The sequence below is a fragment of the Acetatifactor aquisgranensis genome (genome assembly GCF_943193215.1).
Taxonomy (GTDB): Bacteria; Bacillota; Clostridia; order Lachnospirales; family Lachnospiraceae; genus Acetatifactor; species Acetatifactor aquisgranensis.
In genome coordinates, this window is sequence record NZ_CALPDH010000058.1 from 1 (window position 1) to 17,288 (window position 17,288).

The following is a 17,288-nucleotide window of genomic DNA, read 5'->3' on the forward strand; positions in this document are numbered from 1 at the left end:
TGAAACCAGACTGCATAACGCTGACTGGTTCAATCGCATGATTACATTAGGCAGTATTCAGCGTTATGCAGTATAAAGTCGCTGCGCGACAGCACTAAAGGGTAAAGTCACTTCGGCGCACATTTAATGAGAGGAACTTTCATTCGAAAGGGCACTCATGAAAGTTCCTCTCGTGCGCCTTCGCGACTTTACCGTCCAGCAGAAAATATAAGAGTTCCTTTTAGAAAGCATCATCATTGCCGTTATGGAAACCACCCCTACGGTTATGGCAAAAATAATTGCTGCCTGGAAACTCTGTACCGGATATCCTGCAAAACTAATAAACTCGGTCTTGCCAAATAGTATGCGGTTAGCAAGCAGCGAATATGGGTTTATGATTTTGAGCCAGGTATTACTGAAACAGCTCTGTGACGCACCTATAATAATGAAACACAGGGCTGCTCCGAAATCAGCGACAAACGGAACAAGGGCACTGTGCCCAAACAAGGAAATCAATAGAAACACCATGCTCATGGTCCATACGCCCACTGCCCTTATCACTGCGGACAGAATCGCATATTGCCATAAATTACAGTTTACCGCAGCCGTGCTGAAATTCCTGACAGCATACAGCGGAAGATTTCCCCCTTCCGCCGTTCCGAAGAAATACACAAACCCAATATAGTCCACAGCAGAAAACCATATGGCCACACTGATTGCAAACAAAGAAGCCGCAGCAATTTTAGCGAATGTGGTCTTTTTACCGCCGCCCGGATTTGTCAGCAGCAGCATATCCATCTGTGTTTCCTTTTCGCAGACAAAGGTACTGACAACCCCGTACAGACAAAGAAGTAAAACCAATATGCCCGAAAAATCATAGTTCAGATAATAGTTATACATCTCCTCATAGGCAAAGTCTTTTATGCTCCGTCCGGAATAAAGGTTATAGATCACACTGTTTTTACGTACTTCTACAGTCTGCCCCCGTTCTTTGTAAACAGCGGCATTTTCCTTTGCCCTCTCTGCCACTTGAAGCGCATAAGTCCGATAATGATAGAAATATTCCATAGGCTCCACATAGTATTTTTCCAGGATATTCCGGTCACTGTATATATTCCCCGTCATCATATCCGGATTGTCTTTGGCCGTGCTCGCTGTCATATCAGCCGTAGCGTCTGCTAACGGCTGATATACGGAAAGAAGGTGATTGATTTTTTCAGCAGTGATCTCCCCTCTGTAATCCTCATAAAGCTGCCAATACACGCTGTTCCAGCTGCGGCTGTCATTTCCGTCCGCCAGGTAGGAATACGAGTGGAATTCGCTGTTTATTTTGAACAGGTTCACTACACTGAACAATATGAGTACAACAAGTATTGACCGCTTGCAGAATAATTTGTAAAATTCATATTTGATTAAGCGTGTCATGTTATCTCTCCCTTAACTCATTGCCCGCGGAAATAATACAGAAATACATCTTCCAGGTTAGGGGAAACCTTTACCGCGTCTGAAGCAGGCAGCATATCGCTTACGATTCTTACTAAAAAGCGTTCCCCCTGCTGTTTCATATTGCTGACATAATATTGGCTGCCAAGTCTGGCAGCGTCTTCCCCGTTTACTGTCACCTCCCACACTTTCCCATAGATATTCTGTTCTAATGCGTCGGTAGTTCCCTGGGTTATTAAGGAGCCATCCTTTAAGATCATAATCTCCTTTGCGATGCACTCCACATCGGAAACGATATGGGTGGCCAGCAAAACTGTCCGCCCCTGTGCGAATTTTGAGATCAGGTTGCGGAAGCGGATACGTTCGCTGGGATCAAGCCCTGCTGTCGGCTCATCCAAAATAAGAATTTCAGGATCGCCCAGCATCGCCTGGACAATGCCGACCCTCTGCCGCATGCCGCCGGAAAGGGCGCCAATCTTTTTCTCTTTCGCATCTGAAAGATTGACGATGTCCAGAAGCTCCAGAGCCCGTTTTTTTCCCTGTCCGTCAGGGATCCCTTTCAGCGCGCACATATACAGCAGAAAATCCATCACCGTAAAATCCTGGTAGAAAATAGGATATTGCGGCATATATCCGATTTTTGACAGGAAGTCCTTACCCAGTGTTCCCGCATCCTGCCCGTCAATCAAAACCGTTCCGCCATCGCTTCCCAAAATACCCACAAAGATATTGATCAGTGTCGTCTTTCCCGCGCCGTTAGCGCCCAATAGCCCATAGACACCTTCCGTAAGTTCCGTGGTAAAATCCTTCAGGGCATATATGCCTTTGGCAGACATGCCCAGGGCGCCCCTGCCTTTGTACTGCTTTGAAACATTTCGTAACGATATTTTCATAGGGAATCACCCCGCAAAGCCAAAGGTTGTTATCAGGGTGCTTACCTCGTCAATACCCCGTCCAAGCACGACGATGCAGGTGCCGGACTCATCCAAAATCAATATCTGAGGGATACGCATGAAATAGGCGCTGTTGCTGTCCTGAACGGTTTCCGTATGGATATTTTTTCCCGATGCCGTATCATAAATGTTGATCGTAACACTGCTTCCCTCCAAAACAGCAGTAGCCACATATTTTCCCTGCCCGGAGCAGTAAACACCGTCTTTTCCCTCACCGGGGCTTGAGAACGACATCGTATTTTCTGTATTGGCTGTGGTATCAAGCATCAGCAGGGTTCCATTATTTTCGTCAAAGCTCTGGGGCATAATAAGCAGGTTTCCGCCCTTTTGCACTTCTTCCGTATCTACCTTGTAATCCCCCTTTTTGGTAATGGTGAGATCTGCGCTGTCTGTGGATACTGTACCATAAACACTGACCCCATCCTCGCCAATGGAGGCATCTGTAGCCATGCCTACATAGACTAAAGTGTTGTTCCCCGTAAAGGTAAGGCTGTCCATGGTTACAATCTGCATATTATCTGCCGTGCCTTCTTCGGAATAGTTCAGAATGGCGCGAACCTTCCGGGAAGAAACATCATAAAGGTAGAGCCCCGAAAGTCCGCCGAAAGCAACCTGTTTTCCGTCCTGTGAAATAGCGATGGCTGTGATCTGCAGGATAAAATCGTCACTTAATAATCCGCTAAAGGAAATGGTATCCTGGACAGCAAAGTCCTTATTCAGTATGTATCCATTGATACCGTCGCTTTCTGATGCAGCAAATGAACCGTTGCCGCCTCCCTCAGCCTTTCCCTGGCCCACAACAAAGTAGCCGTCTGTAAAGGTCTGTACGCATAAATCTCCCATGGAAATATCCGCGCTTGCGATTGTTTCGCCTTTCCCCGCATCGTAAAGATAAAGCTGATCCGCCGCAACGATAATCCGGTTTCCATCGGCATAATAGCAGCCGCTGACCTTTCCTGAAAAAGCGGAATCCTTGACCCCACTGACCGCCACAATATTTTTATCCGTGCCGTTATCCTGCTGATCAATCACGTTCATTTCGCTGCTTTCATTTCCGGTATTTTCCGATGAATCACCTTCCAGGGATTGCGGTTCCATGTTTATGGCTCCATTTTCAGAGCTGTTCCCATTCTCCTGTCTGTCCCCGCAGGCCGACAGATGAAGCGCCAAAGCAAGTATAAGTATCATACACATCCATTTTGTTTTCATTTTTAATCCTCCTTGTATAATAAAATAGAACCTGTTTTACTTGTAAGTGAATTTTCGTCCGCTGCAACGGCTGTCGCATAAAAAGTATTGAAACCATCCAGCTTAGCGGTATCTATGGTTGCCTCAATGACCCACACATTTCCTTTGCTTAATGTGACATCACAGGAACCTGCCCCCTCAAAAGATATGGGCTTATGGTTTAAGAAAAATGATATGCCATACCTTGCGCCTGGCGTTCCGCAAAGGGTGTAGCGCACGGTAAGCGTATCTTTCCCGGTAAGGTTGATATTGTCATACACCACCTCGCCGTCATAGTCAAGCGTCCAATAGACACTGTTATCCAGGGTATCCATGGTAACGCCATTCCATCCTGCTTTCACAAGCTCATTCTCAATAAAAGAGGAAGTGACTTTTTCCTCTGAAATGCTGACATCACGAAAAGCAGTTATACTTTCTCCATCAATGCTGTCATTTTCCGGAGCATCCTCATTAAAATGCAGTTTCAGCACCCTTTCGAAACTCTGATGATACCAGCCATAGCTTGAGGTTTCTTTCATATCAGGCTGGAAATCGGGCCTGGTGACGCTCACGACCGTCATATTCAGGGTATCGCCTTTTTTCCCTGTGTCCGGTGTGAACACAAAGGAAAAATTCTCTTCGTGCTTTTCTGATGTCCGGAAGCAGTGGAGATACTCATATTCCGCCCCCGTGTCGTTCACCCTGTAGGCTTGCGGCTTTCCGTCCAAAAAAAGCAGGAAGCCAATGCTGTCCAATTTTCCTTCTGACACAAACTGATAGTCCAGGACAAATTCTCCGCCATGATACTCATAAGGCAAAACACTCTGGTCATCGGCTCTGGCGGGATTCGCTTCCCCATGGCTGAGAAACCCTAAATCTCCGTCCTCCTGCGCCCCGGCGAAGGGGTCTTCTTCTACAGTCTGCGGCGGGGCATTCTCGTCCGCAATGTTATAATTTCCGCAGGCCGCCACAGCAAATGGCAAAACAAAAATCACAGCTAATGATAAGAATCGCTTTCGCATCGTCCATCCTCCTTGTTTTGGATTTTATTATCTAAAGGCCATTATAAAAGCCAAAAGTCAAAATGTGGTCAAGGAATAGAAAAAAATTTCCGGAGAAACAGGCTTAGTTCTTTATTTATACTGCTTAACGATTTCACCTGCCGTGAAACCAGACTGCATAACGCTGACTGGTTCAATCGCATGATTACATTAGGCAGTATTCAGCGTTATGCAGTATACATAAAGAGAGCCAGCAAACTGTGATTTCTCACAAGTCTGTTGGCTCTTTGAGCCGCTTCTTTTCAAGCGGCGGCACCAGCAAAATCAACGCTTCTTTAATATTTTATCAATCAGGCCAAAATCCATTGCTTCTTTTGCTGTCATATAATTGTCACGTTCGGTTGCAATAGCAACTTCCTCAATACTTTTTCCTGTATTCTCTGCTAAAATGGTGTTTAATCGTTTTTTATTTTTTTGTATATGGTCAGATGTAATTTTTATATCGGTTGCCTGTCCCTGAATTCCGTTTCCATGAATGGCAGGCTGATGTATCATTATTTCTGCATTAGGCAAAGCAAGACGTTTTCCTTTTGTACCTCCTGCCAATAAAAAGGCCCCAAAACTTGCGGCAAGACCTATACATATTGTTGATACATCACATTTGATATATTGCATTGTGTCATAAATAGCAAAACCCGCCGAAACAGAGCCGCCTGGACTATTTATATATAATTGAATGTCTTTTCCAGGGTCTTGGGCTTCTAAAAATAGCATTTGCGCAATAATCAGACTTGCTGAAACATCACTTACTTCTTCTCCTAAGAAAACAATTCTATCGGACAATAGCCTTGAAAAAATATCATAACTTCGTTCTCCCAGGCTTGTCTGTTCAATAACATACGGAATTGTACTCATGCTGCCAATTTACCTCCTGCTATACTGCATAACGCTGAATACTGAAGTGCTACATACTGCCTAATGCAATCATGCGATTGAACCAGTCGCGTTATGCAGCCTGGTTTTACGGCATGCGAAATCGTTAAACAGTATAAAAGAATACATAAATGAGCATCCATTAACCGAACCCATCATGCACATCTTTGATTGTTTAGGATAGAACACACCATTTTTTCGATAAATATTAGGCGTGCATTCATATAACTGTCTAAAAGCTAATGTGAATGCCTGCTGTGAATCATAATGTGCTTCATAAGCAATTTCAACAATGGGCTGCTCTGTTTCTACCAGTTTTTGAGCAGCCAAAGTCAGCCTGCGCCCCTGTATGTATTTATAAACCGTACATTTTGTTTCTTCGGTAAAAATTCTGGCTATATAGAATTTTGAATAATTTAATGCATTTGCTATTTTATCAAGCGGCAAATCCTCGTCAATGTGCGTTTCTATATAGTCTACTATTTTTTCTACAACGGTACTATTGTTCATATATGACACTCCTCCTCATTTATACCCACAAACGTAATCGATTGCCGTCTGCACGAGTATAATATAACATAACTTTTTAAAATTATCTTAATAGAAATTGCCCTGATTAGAAACCAGAAAAGCGACAGAATAATCCTGCCGCCATTTTGTTATGCATAAATAATTTCCTTGTTTACACTCTCCCCCGCACAAGCCCTTATGTTGCCTAACCGTCCTGTTTATCCTAAGGTGTTTTCTTCCTTTAGCTGTTCTCGGCCTTACAATAACAGTTTATCTACCTGCCAGATTATTTCTTGCTCAGATATATCATATGGCATTGGGGCAATATCTTCAAAACAGTAATTTGAAGCATAAGAATGATTATCAGTCCACTCTAATACCCAAAAGTCTGTTAATGTAGATACTTTAAAAAATTCTCCGTTCATTGTCCAACAAATACCTGACGGATATAATTCTAATTGCTTTGCACCAAGTTCACGGAACCTATTTTCAACAACTGTTTTTATATCTGCTTTTTCCATAGGAAACACCTTCCGCAAATCCCGTTTTTTCGCTTCCTGCATCTTTCCGGCAAACCGGAAGCTGTCGTCTTCTTTGCAACAATAAAATATCAATTTTCCCAACTATCTAAAAATCTTCTTTTTATCATTAAAATATACGATAAGCAGCGTAATTACAGCCATAATACCTGCCATCACTGCCTTACCTGGTATACCGTCATTAATCTTGTAAATTCCGCCAGAAGCATTAACAATACAATGCAGCAATACGCATAACCATACACTATTCGTACATTTTCTAACGCACGCCAAGGCAAACGCAATTCCAAATACTCCAAATCCAAAAGCAATATAGCTATGCCCTTCTTGACCCACACCATTTATATAGAATAAAGGAAAATGCCACAACCACCAAATTACGGATACTATGATTGTAGCTACAATATAAGGGTATTTTTCTTCTAGTTCTGGCTGAAGAATATAACGCCATCCAGCTTCTTCAAGTCCTCCTCCCAATAACATCAGCGGCACCATAACCAGCATAGCATATAATGGCGCTCCTTTATCATAACCAGCTACAATGCATTGAGGCAACACATATAAAACAGACAATATAACAACAAGTGAATACGATGTTATACCATGCTTAAAATCAAACACATTTCTTATCCATTCCTTAAAACTCTTTACCTTGCCATTTTTCTTTAAAACAATAAAGGATGCAATGGTTGGCGACCAACCTCCAAGTAAATATGGAACATATAGAAAATAGTCTTTCTCTAACGAAAGATTATTGAAGCTGCAAATCATACAAGTTCCCCAGCATATTGTCATTATCATAAATGTATATATTAGAAACTGTCTGCTCACTTTACTCATTATACATTCCCCTCAGCCTTAAAAATACCATTTTATCGAATTTACTATTTCTAAATTTCGTATAACAAATAGGTTTTAACAATACGATATTGCCTTATCAACTCTTAATCCGTATCTGAAAGCTCTTGATCGGGAAAATCAGCCGCTAAAGAGCAAAGATAAAGGTAATGGTCTCAGAGTCTAATTCCCCGCAGCTCTGCTGCGGGGAGTTTCATTTCCTCCAATATAAACCTTGATTTGCCTCTTTGTCAATCACTATTTTGCTCCAAACCTTTTCATAAATAAAACCCATAAATAAAAATATCACCCCATTTTGCGGACTGCAAGTTTAATTGTCACACAAGCTCCCCCGGAAGCAATATTTGAAAGTTCCAGACTTCCGCCGTGTTTCTGGCTAAGGACACGGCTTGTAGCCAATCCCAGGCCCATATGCTCTCCCGTTTTATCCTCAGAATAAAAAAAGGTGTTCTTTTTACGGAGCATTGCCCTTGAAAAACCTTCGCCGTCGTCTGATATGGTTATCATAAGTATATTATCGGTAAGGGAGTACCCAAAATCCACCCTGCTTTTGGCATATCGAATGGCATTAGAAAAGATATTCTCCACAATACGGTAAAAAATCTGCTCGTCTAATTTCACCTGGCATTCGGATATGACGGAATGGTATGCAATCTCCAGGCTATGTTGTTCCGCAAGAAACGAAAGACTTTCCGTAGCTCTTCCTAAAAAGTCCGGTAATTGAACTACGGAATACTTTGTTTCCGTTTCTTCAATGGCATTCAGGTCACGGATATAATCGGTATAATGTTCAAGCCGTTTTGCCGTTACCGCAAGGTTAGACAGTGTATGCTGCAATTCTTCGTCATTCAGATTTCCATCTGCCAGGCATTGCTGCATATATTCCACATATCCCTCGACAATCGCAATGGGATTTCTGAGGTCATGCGCCACTGACGCCTGCAGGATCCTGCGCTGCCTGGTCATGTTCCATAGCTGACGGTTGTTATCATAGAGCGCCTGCCGCATTTCTTCAAAAGCGGTGCAGAGCCTTCCTAATTCATCATTCCTGCTGTAATCAACCCTAAAATCAAGGTCTTGCTCCCGGATATGTTTTGTCGCATCGGCAAGAACCTGAATGGGCGGTGACAGTTCTTTCCTGTAAAACCACCATGCGCACAGCATGATACCCGTAATGGAATAGACAAAAGGAAGCAGCACCATAAAAATGCCTGCCATTCTGTATACGAACTTTTGCTTTGGGCGGAGCGCCGCGAAGCCGGACTCGATTTTCTCTATTATGAATTCCGTATTCTCCAGAGTTATATCCACTCCGGTAGGAACGATCATCCCCACCTGGGCAGGTTCGTCAAGGGTAACCCTCTGCCCTCCCTCTAATACCCTCCCGTCCGCTGTGACCGTCCGGGTATTCAGCCAGACTTCCCTGGAATCCGGAAGTATCACTTTCTGTATACGGTAGCATCCGTAAATGGTCATGGCAGATGCCGCAAAAACAAGAAACATGGTAACGGCTACCGCCCAGATAAAGGCGCTTTTCATTGATTTGGGTTTCCTCATTTTTTCCATCTGTATCCCATCCCCCAGACTGTCTCGATGTATTCCCTGCCCGCAGCTTCCTTCAGTTTATTCCTGATCTTCCGGATATGCTCTTTTATCACACCGCTGTCTCCTTCGGCATCAAGCCCCCAGACAGCCTCATAAATCCGTTCCCTGTCGAAGATCTGGTTGGCGTTGCGCATCAGGAACTCCACGATATCAAACTCACGGTTTGACAGGTTCAGCGGCTTTTCCCCATAAAAAACCGTCCGTTCCGCCAGATTTACGATCAGACCCTGGGAAGATACGATTTTAGGCGTACATTTGCTCCGCTCGTCCCTCCGCAGGTGGGCCTCCACTCTCGCGGTCAATTCCTTCAGGCTGAAAGGCTTGGTTATATAGTCGTCACCGCCGGCCTGCAAGCCGTTTACCTTGTCCTGTTCCGTAATCCGGGCTGTCAGAAACAAAATGGGGCAGACCACATTTTGGCGTATCATTTTGCACAGCTCCAGCCCGTCCATTTCCGGCATATTGATGTCGAGCAGGATCAAATCCGGATAGATATTCAGCATGGATATTGTCTGCTCCGCATTTTCCGCTGCAAAAACCTCATATCCACACTTCTGTAAGTGGCTTGACAATAACTCTGTCAGCATTTTTTCATCATCAACAATGAGTATTTTGTATGCCATAGCAACCTCCTCTCCCAGAATATGATACTGCAAATAAGTCAAAAAGTGGTCAAATTCCTGCTTTTCAGAGCGTTCTCAACCGCTTTTTTTATGACAGCGCTTGAATTTGTCGCGCCCGATATTGCGTCTACATCTATTTTCTGTTCATCTACTATGCTGTCAGTGATAACTTCTGCGGCCTTTCCACGTTCATGCCTGTGCTCCAGAATGTTAATATTTGTGATTTCTCCATTTTGCACGGCAACTTCCACTTTGGCATATATAAAATCCACGTCATATTCACCGACATAAACTCCGTCAGGAATATCAGAAATATTTATATCTTCAAAGGTGGTTTCCCTTACTGCCTTTCTATAGTCCGCAACACTTTTAAGGTAGAGGATTCCCAAAACGAAACCGGCAAGCAAAAGGAACATGATAACAAATAATACTGTTTTCTTTTTCGATATTTTCATTTCATCACTCTCCACTATCTGCAATAGAACAATACAACATATGAAAGCCATGTTCTAAAAACTGGGCTTTTGATAATCCCATTGCTTTTTTAATATATTCTTCTTTATTTTCTGCAAGCTGAATCAGCCCGGACAACATACCCCAGAAACCAAAAACAGTAGGCATGATTTTCAGATTGCTTCGCAGATCGCCTTTATCTATGCCGGATATTAAAAATTCCTTTATCTTTTCGTTTATTTCTTCCCCTATTTGATAGGTTTCTTTTTCTTCGGGAAGATAATCGTGGCGCTCGAAATCAATATTGATTTTATCCAATACCATTTGGAAGTAGAACGGAAATTCCTCCTGATACTGAACCAATCCACGACAAATGAAATTGTACTGTTCTTTTGTGGTTTGCTGCTGTTCCAGTGCGGAAGCGATGTAATGATAAAGTTTTTTCATGCTTTCCAGCACTAAGATACCGACAATTTCCTCTTTGTTCTCAAAATACACGTATAAAGTCGCTTTGCTGTATCCGGCCGCTTTGGCTATATCGTCCATAGAGGTTGCCGCTATGCCTCTCTCCATGAACAATACTGACGCAGCGGAAGCAATTTTTTCCCGGTGTACACTTTTCGGCTCTTTTTTTCTCCGTGCCATTGTCTGCCTCCTTATAATTGAACTCATGGTTTAATTATAAGGGTTTTAAAGAACATTGTCAACTTTTTCGCCTAAAATAATCTGGAAAATATTTGCCTGAATGAGCAAATTGCGCAAAAATAATTGCGTGTTTTACTCATTCTATTTCAAGTTCCAGAAAGTACAATGTTCCTATCAATCGCAAAGGAGAATTTCATATGTCTGCATTATTAGAAGCAAAAGAAGTAACAAAAATTTATGCCAAGGCACAGCGTCCCAGCCTTAACAAAGTATCATTCAGCGTGTCGAAAAGTGAATTTATTGCTATCATGGGCGCTTCAGGTTCCGGAAAGACCACATTGCTTAATGTCCTTTCCACGATTGATATACCCACGAGTGGCAGTATCACAATAGACGGCATCAACATTAAGAACCTGACCGATTCGGGCGCGGCGGATTTCCGCAGGGATAAGCTGGGATTTATCTTTCAGGAATATCTCCTGCTCGATAGCCTTACCATTTTTGAAAATATTGCTGTCCCTCTCACTTTACAGAAGCTCCCTCCGAAAAAAATAGAGAACATGGTCAAAAGTCTGGCAGAAACTTTTGGCATTGATTCACAGCTTAATAAATATCCAAACGAGCTTTCGGGCGGGCAGAGACAGCGGGCTTCGGCTTTAAGGGCCATTGTAAAGCGGCCAAGCATTCTGTTTGCTGACGAACCGACGGGAGCATTAGACTCCAATTCTGCGACAGATTTATTAAACACCCTGAAGGAATCAAACAAAGCCCTTGATACCACTATATTGATGGTTACACATGATGCCTATGCCGCAAGTTTCGCTGACCGCATTTTGATCTTTAAAGACGGGCGCATTATACGGGAACTCTTCAAACAGAATGATGACAGACGTACATTCTATGAATCCATTGCACTGGAAGTGGCAAAATTAGACACAGAAAGATAGGAGGGTAAATATATGCATACTTTATCTACGGCGTTTAAAAATCTCAAAAACAATTTTTCGTTTTATGCCCTCTATCTGCTATCCGTGGCATTTGTGGTCACTATCTTTTTTGCATTCACTTCATTCTCCATGAATAAAGTCATGCTTGAAAAAATATCAAATGACGGGCGGGTTGAAACGATGTGTAACACGATTTCCGTGTTCCTCATGGCTTTCGTTGTTTTCTATATGTCATATTCAAACCGTTTCTTTCTGCGCCGCCGCACAAAAGAACTAGGTATTTATGCATTATTAGGATACAGGAAATCCTCAATACTCTCCCTGCTCACGATAGAGAACCTGCTCACCTGTACCGGCGCTTTTATAGCAGGGATACTTTTGGGCAGTTTTTTCCATAAGGGGATCGTCTTTGGCATTACAAAATTACTGGATCTGGCTGTCAATAATTCAGAAATACCTTTTTTCAATCCAAACGCCATTATGAAAACAGCCTGCTTTATTTTCACTGTTATCATAGTATTAGCCCTGTCCAACAGCAGATTCCTTTTCAAAACCTCACTCATGGATTTAGTGAGATATGAAAAGAGTGCAGAAAAAAAGATGAAATTCCATGCTGTTTTGTCTGTCATCGGTTTTTTGGCCGTTATTTCAGGATACTGCCTTGCACTTGATATATTAAGAGGTTCGGGATCCTTATGGATTACAGTTGGTTTTTATCCTGTGGCCATGCCGACATTTGCACTCATACTTTCAGGAACAGTGCTTTTTATTGCATCCTTTCTACCTTTTGTGGTACAGGCAGGAAAGAAAAACAAACGAAAATTCTACACAGAAACAAAGATCATCACTGCGCCCGCATTTATATACCGTATCCGTTCAAACTCCAGGACGCTGATCATGCTCACATTATTGTCAGCTGCAGCATTGACAGTTTCAAGCGTTATGGCTTTGTCGTTATACTATCCAATAGCTGCGGTATCCCGTATGGCACCATCGGAAATAGAATGCAGGATCGAAACTGAAAGCGAAATAACTGCAATCAAACAGATTGTAAGCACCTATTCATCAGATGCGGATGTTACATTCCTGCAGACTGATATTTATAAAGTCGCTTCTTCTGGCGGACACCTCCCTATGGAGTACAGCATCGGAACTTCCAAAGGGGATGCGGATAACGAAAAAATCCTGCGGGAGGCAGGTTTTGAATGTATCCCGTATTCAGCTTATAAAGCCCTTCTGGAGGCACAGGGCCGGATAAAAGTTCTGGAACAGCTTGCCACATTAAATGATAATGAGTGTATTTTAATGAAATACCAGCCATCTTCTGACAATAACGAAATGGGTGATATTTATCCGCTGCTCATAGGCAATGAGGAAATACCCGTTACTGTAACTATGGTTACACTGGATAACCCCATTTCATTTGCGAACAGTGTCGGTACTTTAGTTATAAGTGACGATTTATATCATACGGTAGCAGAACAATCCGTTCCGGCAACAAAAATCCTCAGCATAAACGGAAAATCCATTGAGGATAATGAGGCTCTGTTTCAGGCACTGTCAGACTATCTGTCGGGAAGCCCCTACCTGCAGGGAAACTCGCACAGGATACACGAAATATTCTCCCTGAGCAGCTCCACCTTCCTGCTGATCGGCTTTCTCGTGGTGCTGTTCTTCGTCGCTGCCGGAAGCATCCTTTACTTTAATAATGTTTCAGCCGTAACCGACTCGAAGTCCGATTATGAGATTCTCTGGAAAATGGGATATACGGATAAGAAAATCAAAAAAATCATTCAAAAGCAGACGGCAGCTTTTTTCGGCATCCCCTTTTTATTCGGGCTGGCAGACTGTATCTTCGGCACGCTGGTATACAAGTCCGCCCTCATGCAGAATATTCTGGGAAACAGTCCTTTGCTTTATGCACCCACAATGGCAGCCATTATGCTGACATTCCTTATCTATCTGGGCTATTACTGCATCACCGTCCACACCTGTTGTAAGTCTGTCCTGACAAAATAGAAACTATATGAAACCGCCGCCCTTTCATGCCCGGCGGTTTCATATGCATTTTTGACAAAATAAAAATCATGCAGGGATTCCTTCTTGTATGCCCGCAAATAAATGGTATAATAAAGCGTGAAAAAAGGAGGCCGGATATGAAAAAGCATATGATACTTAATCTTCTTCTTTTTGCAAACTCCATTTTGCTCATTATGTATATGGGACTGACCATAAACAGGTATATGGCATTTAACGCCACAGGAACCGTATCCCTGTTCCTGTCTTCTCTGATGCTCATAGACATTACTTATATGAGTTCCTGCAATGTCAGGGAAAACAAAGTCATTTCCCTGTTTTGCGGCCTGCTCGCGCTCCATAGCTGGTATATACTCCTGTCTGCGTGGGGCGGTGCCCACACAAGTATGGCCTTCTCTGCTTTAAGCCCGGTCATATGGTATGTCTCCATAAATTTCATACTCATGTTTTTGTTTCAGGGCGGCGGATATCGGTTCAAAAAGACAGTAGGCATTTGCCTCGCCGGAACCTGTATCTGCTCCCTTATCGGCCTGCTGGTGTCGGATGAGATATTCGCCCTGTTCTATGGCATACAGTTTCTGACGGGTTTGCTCTGTTTCATTTTCATTGTTGTCTTCCATAGAAAAATGACTGCCTTTGTCATTAAGGCGGAATGGAAATGTATCCTTTTCTCCCTTATAACGGTAATCATTTTATTCCTTGCCTATTACTTTTCTACTATGGGAATCAGTGGACATCTTTCTAATTTCGGGATATATCTTCCTGTCCTGCTGTTCTCTATGAGCACACACAGCATTATACGAAAAGAGCATAGCAGTATCCCGCTGTCAACCGTATTCAGCAGGTGCCAGCGGGCATTGCTCCTGCTTGTCGGGACGGTTATCTGCGGCCTGTCCGCCTTTGCTTCCGGCACCCCTCTTCCACTGTTTTTCCTTATGCTGGATGCCATGTTTGTCTTTGTATATGCCTGTAACATTGCATTGGATTTTAATTTAAGGCATGGGAAAAGCGGAATGGTCAGGGATAGCAAATACCATGCCGCATTAAAGCAGCTGCAGCAGGAAGAACAGCTAAATCTGGAATTTGCGAATTTCCTCCATGACAATATTCTACAAGACTTGCTTTCCGTAAAGAACATGATGGAAAAGGCAGACCGTCCCGATGTCCGAAAAATCATTACGAAAACCCTTGATAACATGAACACTTATATTCGTGAGCGGATGCAGGATTGCCACCCTGCAATGCTCCCCAAACTTACTGTTAAAGAGAATTACCAAAACCTGCTTGAATATATATCGCAATCCTTCCCACAGCGCGATATCCGTATTACCTTTGAATGCCCGGACTCCCTCTTTTTAGCTGCCCCTTATGATATCTTCGTGTACCGCCTCCTGAAAGAGCTTGTCACAAATGTTTACAAGCACTCATCGGGAGAAAAAGCATGGATAACCCTAACACAAGAAAATGAAGTCATAGTGCTGCGCATAAAGGACAACGGAACTGCTGATGCGGAAACCCTATCATCCGCCGATCCGTCAAAGCACAGAGGGCTCTCGCTGATCACTGAGCACGTAGGCAATATGGGAGGTTCTGTAAAAATAACCAATAACTTCCCGTGCGGGGTCTGCATACAGATTGCCCTGCCAATGAAAGGAGATGTTTCTTATCAATATTTTGTTAGTCGATGACCATGCCTTATTTTCAAAAAGCCTTGAGATTGCCTTATCGGATTATCCGGAGATCACATCATTTGAAAGCATCCGTGATATTTCCCGGTTGGACAGCTTTATTGAAACCAACAGACCGGACATCCTGCTCATGGATATCAACTTAAAGAACATAGCATCCGAAGACGGCCTGGAATTAGCGAAACAGATATTAGACCAATATCCGGAGCAAAAAATAGTGATCCTGTCCGGATATGACCTGCCAATATACCGCAAAGAGGCAGAAAAAATTGGAACGAAGGGATTTATCAACAAAAATACAGAACCTGAAATACTGGTATCCTTCCTTTCCCAAATATCACAGGGTGCCGTTATTTTTAACAGGGAAATTCCATTTTTAGAAGAGTTGACTGAAAGCGAAAAACAAATCCTGCGGCTTATAGCTGATGGCATGAAGCGGAAGGAGATCGCAGCTACACTTTATATCAGCGAGCGTACTCTATCAAACCATTTACAGCATATATTTGAAAAACTTGATGTCACCTCATCTGTTGAAGCTGTAACAAAAGCCATTCAAATGGGATATATCCCTCCCCTTTGTTAAAAAAAGAAAAAGCGATGGCCCTTATTCTTATGGGCTTTTTGGCCTGTCGGATGAGTGGGTCAGGAGGGATTTCTATGAAACTCCGCAGGAAATGGCACAGCTCATACATAAAATAACTGCAGACACATAATTTTTTCTTTCATAAATATGGCAGTGTAAAACAAATATACTTCATAGAGGACAATGCCTGCCCTCAATAAGCTTAAGAGTAAAAGCAGAATATAGGAGACGAAAAGTTATGGCAACACTTTTACTGATTGTAATATACATTTCATTTATCGGACTCGGAATCCCCGATTCCCTTTTTGGGACAGCATGGCCGGCCATTTATGCCGACTTCCATCTGCCAATCTCTTTTGCAAGCTTTGTTTCTATAATCATTTCTTCCGGCACGATTCTCTCCAGCCTGATAAGCGCTAAGGTGATAAGTTTGTTGGGGACAAACAGGGTTTCTGCTATCAGTACAGTAATGACCGCCTTTGCACTGCTTGGATTCTCTGTCTCAGCCAACTTTCTTTTATTGTGTCTGTTTGCTGTCCCCCTGGGGCTGGGGGCGGGGGCTATCGACACCGCACTTAACAACTATGTCTCTTTGCACTATTCCGCAACACACATGAGTTTTCTCCATTGTTATTACGGCATCGGAGTCACCGTCAGCCCAAACATATTATCGTTGGTGATTAACAGCAGTGCCGGATGGCGAGGCGGGTATCGGATTGCTTTCGGAATACAGCTATGCATCGCTTTCATCCTGCTCCTCACCTTATCCATCTGGAAGAAAGCGCACCAGCAGGATTCTGCCGGAACAGAACGGGCGCCAAAAACGCTTTCTTTCAGGGAGATTGCCCGGATACCCGGTGTCAAACTTATGTGGTGCCTCTTCATCACCTCATGCGCCATTGAATGCACCTGCGGCGGATGGGGAAGTACCTATCTGGTGGAGTATAGCATATGGATGCGGTAACAGCGGCAAGGATGGTTATGGTGTATTATATAGGCATGGCATTGGGCAGGTTTTTGTCCGGCATCCTCGCAGCACGGTTAAACAGCTGGCAAATCATTCGGATAGGGCAATGGATTTTAGGAATTGCGCTTATTGGCCTTCTTCTTCCGGTATCTTCCTATATTTCCGCGGCATGCCTTTTTATGGTCGGTCTGGGAAACGGTCCCATGTTTCCAAACTTTAATTAGTGTCTGCTGATTAAGTCTGGTTAAATGCAAGGGATTCTGTAAAATGTATATTTATTATCCAAAAGTCGATACA

The 17,288-nt window shown here is 43.2% G+C and carries 20 protein-coding genes; 6 read left to right on the plus strand and 14 right to left on the minus strand.

The window, feature by feature from the left end; translation table 11 throughout:
- Positions 1-123: 123 nt before the first annotated feature.
- The 12 genes from NFS35_RS27365 to NFS35_RS27420 all read right to left on the minus strand — a co-directional run bounded on the left by NFS35_RS27365 (position 124) and on the right by NFS35_RS27420 (position 10,769).
- Positions 124-1,404: an ABC transporter permease gene (locus NFS35_RS27365; protein WP_251210144.1), complete on the minus strand. Its 1,281-nt coding sequence runs from the start codon at positions 1,402-1,404 to the stop codon at positions 124-126.
- A gap of 17 nt (positions 1,405-1,421) precedes the next feature.
- Positions 1,422-2,315, minus strand: a complete 894-nt coding sequence (locus NFS35_RS27370) for an ATP-binding cassette domain-containing protein (RefSeq protein WP_251210145.1) — start codon at positions 2,313-2,315, stop codon at positions 1,422-1,424.
- Positions 2,316-2,321: 6 nt separating this feature from the next.
- Entirely contained in the window at positions 2,322-3,584 is a 1,263-nt protein-coding gene (locus NFS35_RS27375) for a hypothetical protein (protein ID WP_251210146.1), read from the minus strand.
- Between the two features lie 2 nt (positions 3,585-3,586).
- Positions 3,587-4,624 (minus strand): hypothetical protein, encoded by a 1,038-nt coding sequence (locus NFS35_RS27380; protein ID WP_251210147.1) that lies wholly within the window; start codon positions 4,622-4,624, stop codon positions 3,587-3,589.
- 303 nt (positions 4,625-4,927) lie between these two features.
- Positions 4,928-5,518: an ATP-dependent Clp protease proteolytic subunit gene (locus tag NFS35_RS27385; RefSeq protein WP_251210148.1), complete on the minus strand. Its 591-nt coding sequence runs from the start codon at positions 5,516-5,518 to the stop codon at positions 4,928-4,930.
- A gap of 69 nt (positions 5,519-5,587) precedes the next feature.
- Complete coding sequence (locus NFS35_RS27390; RefSeq protein ID WP_251210149.1) at positions 5,588-6,046, minus strand: helix-turn-helix domain-containing protein; 459 nt, start codon at positions 6,044-6,046, stop codon at positions 5,588-5,590.
- Between the two features lie 257 nt (positions 6,047-6,303).
- Positions 6,304-6,567, minus strand: coding sequence for a hypothetical protein (locus tag NFS35_RS27395; protein ID WP_251210150.1), 264 nt, complete (start codon positions 6,565-6,567; stop codon positions 6,304-6,306).
- 102 nt (positions 6,568-6,669) lie between these two features.
- Positions 6,670-7,425, minus strand: coding sequence for a CPBP family intramembrane glutamic endopeptidase (locus tag NFS35_RS27400; RefSeq protein ID WP_251210151.1), 756 nt, complete (start codon positions 7,423-7,425; stop codon positions 6,670-6,672).
- A 303-nt stretch (positions 7,426-7,728) separates the two neighbouring features.
- Positions 7,729-9,009: a HAMP domain-containing sensor histidine kinase gene (locus NFS35_RS27405; RefSeq protein ID WP_251210152.1), complete on the minus strand. Its 1,281-nt coding sequence runs from the start codon at positions 9,007-9,009 to the stop codon at positions 7,729-7,731.
- On the minus strand, positions 8,997-9,671 hold the full coding sequence (locus NFS35_RS27410; protein WP_251210153.1) for a response regulator transcription factor: 675 nt from the start codon (positions 9,669-9,671) through the stop codon (positions 8,997-8,999). The genes NFS35_RS27405 and NFS35_RS27410 overlap by 13 nt, the downstream gene beginning before the upstream one ends.
- Positions 9,672-9,709: 38 nt before the next feature.
- Complete coding sequence (locus NFS35_RS27415) at positions 9,710-10,126, minus strand: FMN-binding protein (RefSeq protein WP_251210154.1); 417 nt, start codon at positions 10,124-10,126, stop codon at positions 9,710-9,712.
- A 4-nt stretch (positions 10,127-10,130) separates the two neighbouring features.
- Complete coding sequence (locus tag NFS35_RS27420) at positions 10,131-10,769, minus strand: TetR/AcrR family transcriptional regulator (RefSeq protein ID WP_275564744.1); 639 nt, start codon at positions 10,767-10,769, stop codon at positions 10,131-10,133.
- Positions 10,770-10,966: 197 nt separating this feature from the next.
- Between NFS35_RS27420 and NFS35_RS27425 the strand changes: the two genes are divergently transcribed.
- Both NFS35_RS27425 and NFS35_RS27430 read left to right on the plus strand, forming a co-directional pair.
- The gene (locus tag NFS35_RS27425; RefSeq protein ID WP_251210155.1) at positions 10,967-11,716 is read left to right on the plus strand and encodes an ABC transporter ATP-binding protein; all 750 of its coding nucleotides are present in this window, start codon (positions 10,967-10,969) and stop codon (positions 11,714-11,716) included.
- Between the two features lie 12 nt (positions 11,717-11,728).
- Positions 11,729-13,735: an ABC transporter permease gene (locus NFS35_RS27430; RefSeq protein ID WP_251210156.1), complete on the plus strand. Its 2,007-nt coding sequence runs from the start codon at positions 11,729-11,731 to the stop codon at positions 13,733-13,735.
- Here the strand turns inward: NFS35_RS27430 and NFS35_RS27435 are convergent.
- A complete protein-coding gene (locus NFS35_RS27435) occupies positions 13,687-14,094 on the minus strand; it encodes a hypothetical protein (RefSeq protein WP_251210157.1) in 408 nt (135 codons plus the stop codon). The two genes, NFS35_RS27430 and NFS35_RS27435, sit on opposite strands and share 49 nt — an antisense overlap.
- 60 nt (positions 14,095-14,154) lie before the next feature.
- Positions 14,155-14,373: a hypothetical protein gene (locus NFS35_RS27440; RefSeq protein WP_251210158.1), complete on the minus strand. Its 219-nt coding sequence runs from the start codon at positions 14,371-14,373 to the stop codon at positions 14,155-14,157.
- Positions 14,374-14,532: 159 nt separating this feature from the next.
- Here NFS35_RS27440 and NFS35_RS27445 point away from each other — a divergent pair, with 159 nt between their 5' ends.
- The 4 genes from NFS35_RS27445 to NFS35_RS27460 all read left to right on the plus strand — a co-directional run bounded on the left by NFS35_RS27445 (position 14,533) and on the right by NFS35_RS27460 (position 17,215).
- Positions 14,533-15,441, plus strand: coding sequence for a sensor histidine kinase (locus NFS35_RS27445; protein WP_251210159.1), 909 nt, complete (start codon positions 14,533-14,535; stop codon positions 15,439-15,441).
- The gene (locus NFS35_RS27450) at positions 15,410-16,024 is read left to right on the plus strand and encodes a response regulator transcription factor (protein WP_251210160.1); all 615 of its coding nucleotides are present in this window, start codon (positions 15,410-15,412) and stop codon (positions 16,022-16,024) included. The genes NFS35_RS27445 and NFS35_RS27450 overlap by 32 nt, the downstream gene beginning before the upstream one ends.
- A 238-nt stretch (positions 16,025-16,262) precedes the next feature.
- Complete coding sequence (locus NFS35_RS27455; protein ID WP_251210161.1) at positions 16,263-16,988, plus strand: MFS transporter; 726 nt, start codon at positions 16,263-16,265, stop codon at positions 16,986-16,988.
- On the plus strand, positions 16,976-17,215 hold the full coding sequence (locus NFS35_RS27460; RefSeq protein ID WP_251210162.1) for a hypothetical protein: 240 nt from the start codon (positions 16,976-16,978) through the stop codon (positions 17,213-17,215). Before NFS35_RS27455 ends, NFS35_RS27460 begins: the two co-directional genes overlap by 13 nt.
- The last annotated feature ends 73 nt before the right edge of the window (positions 17,216-17,288 follow it).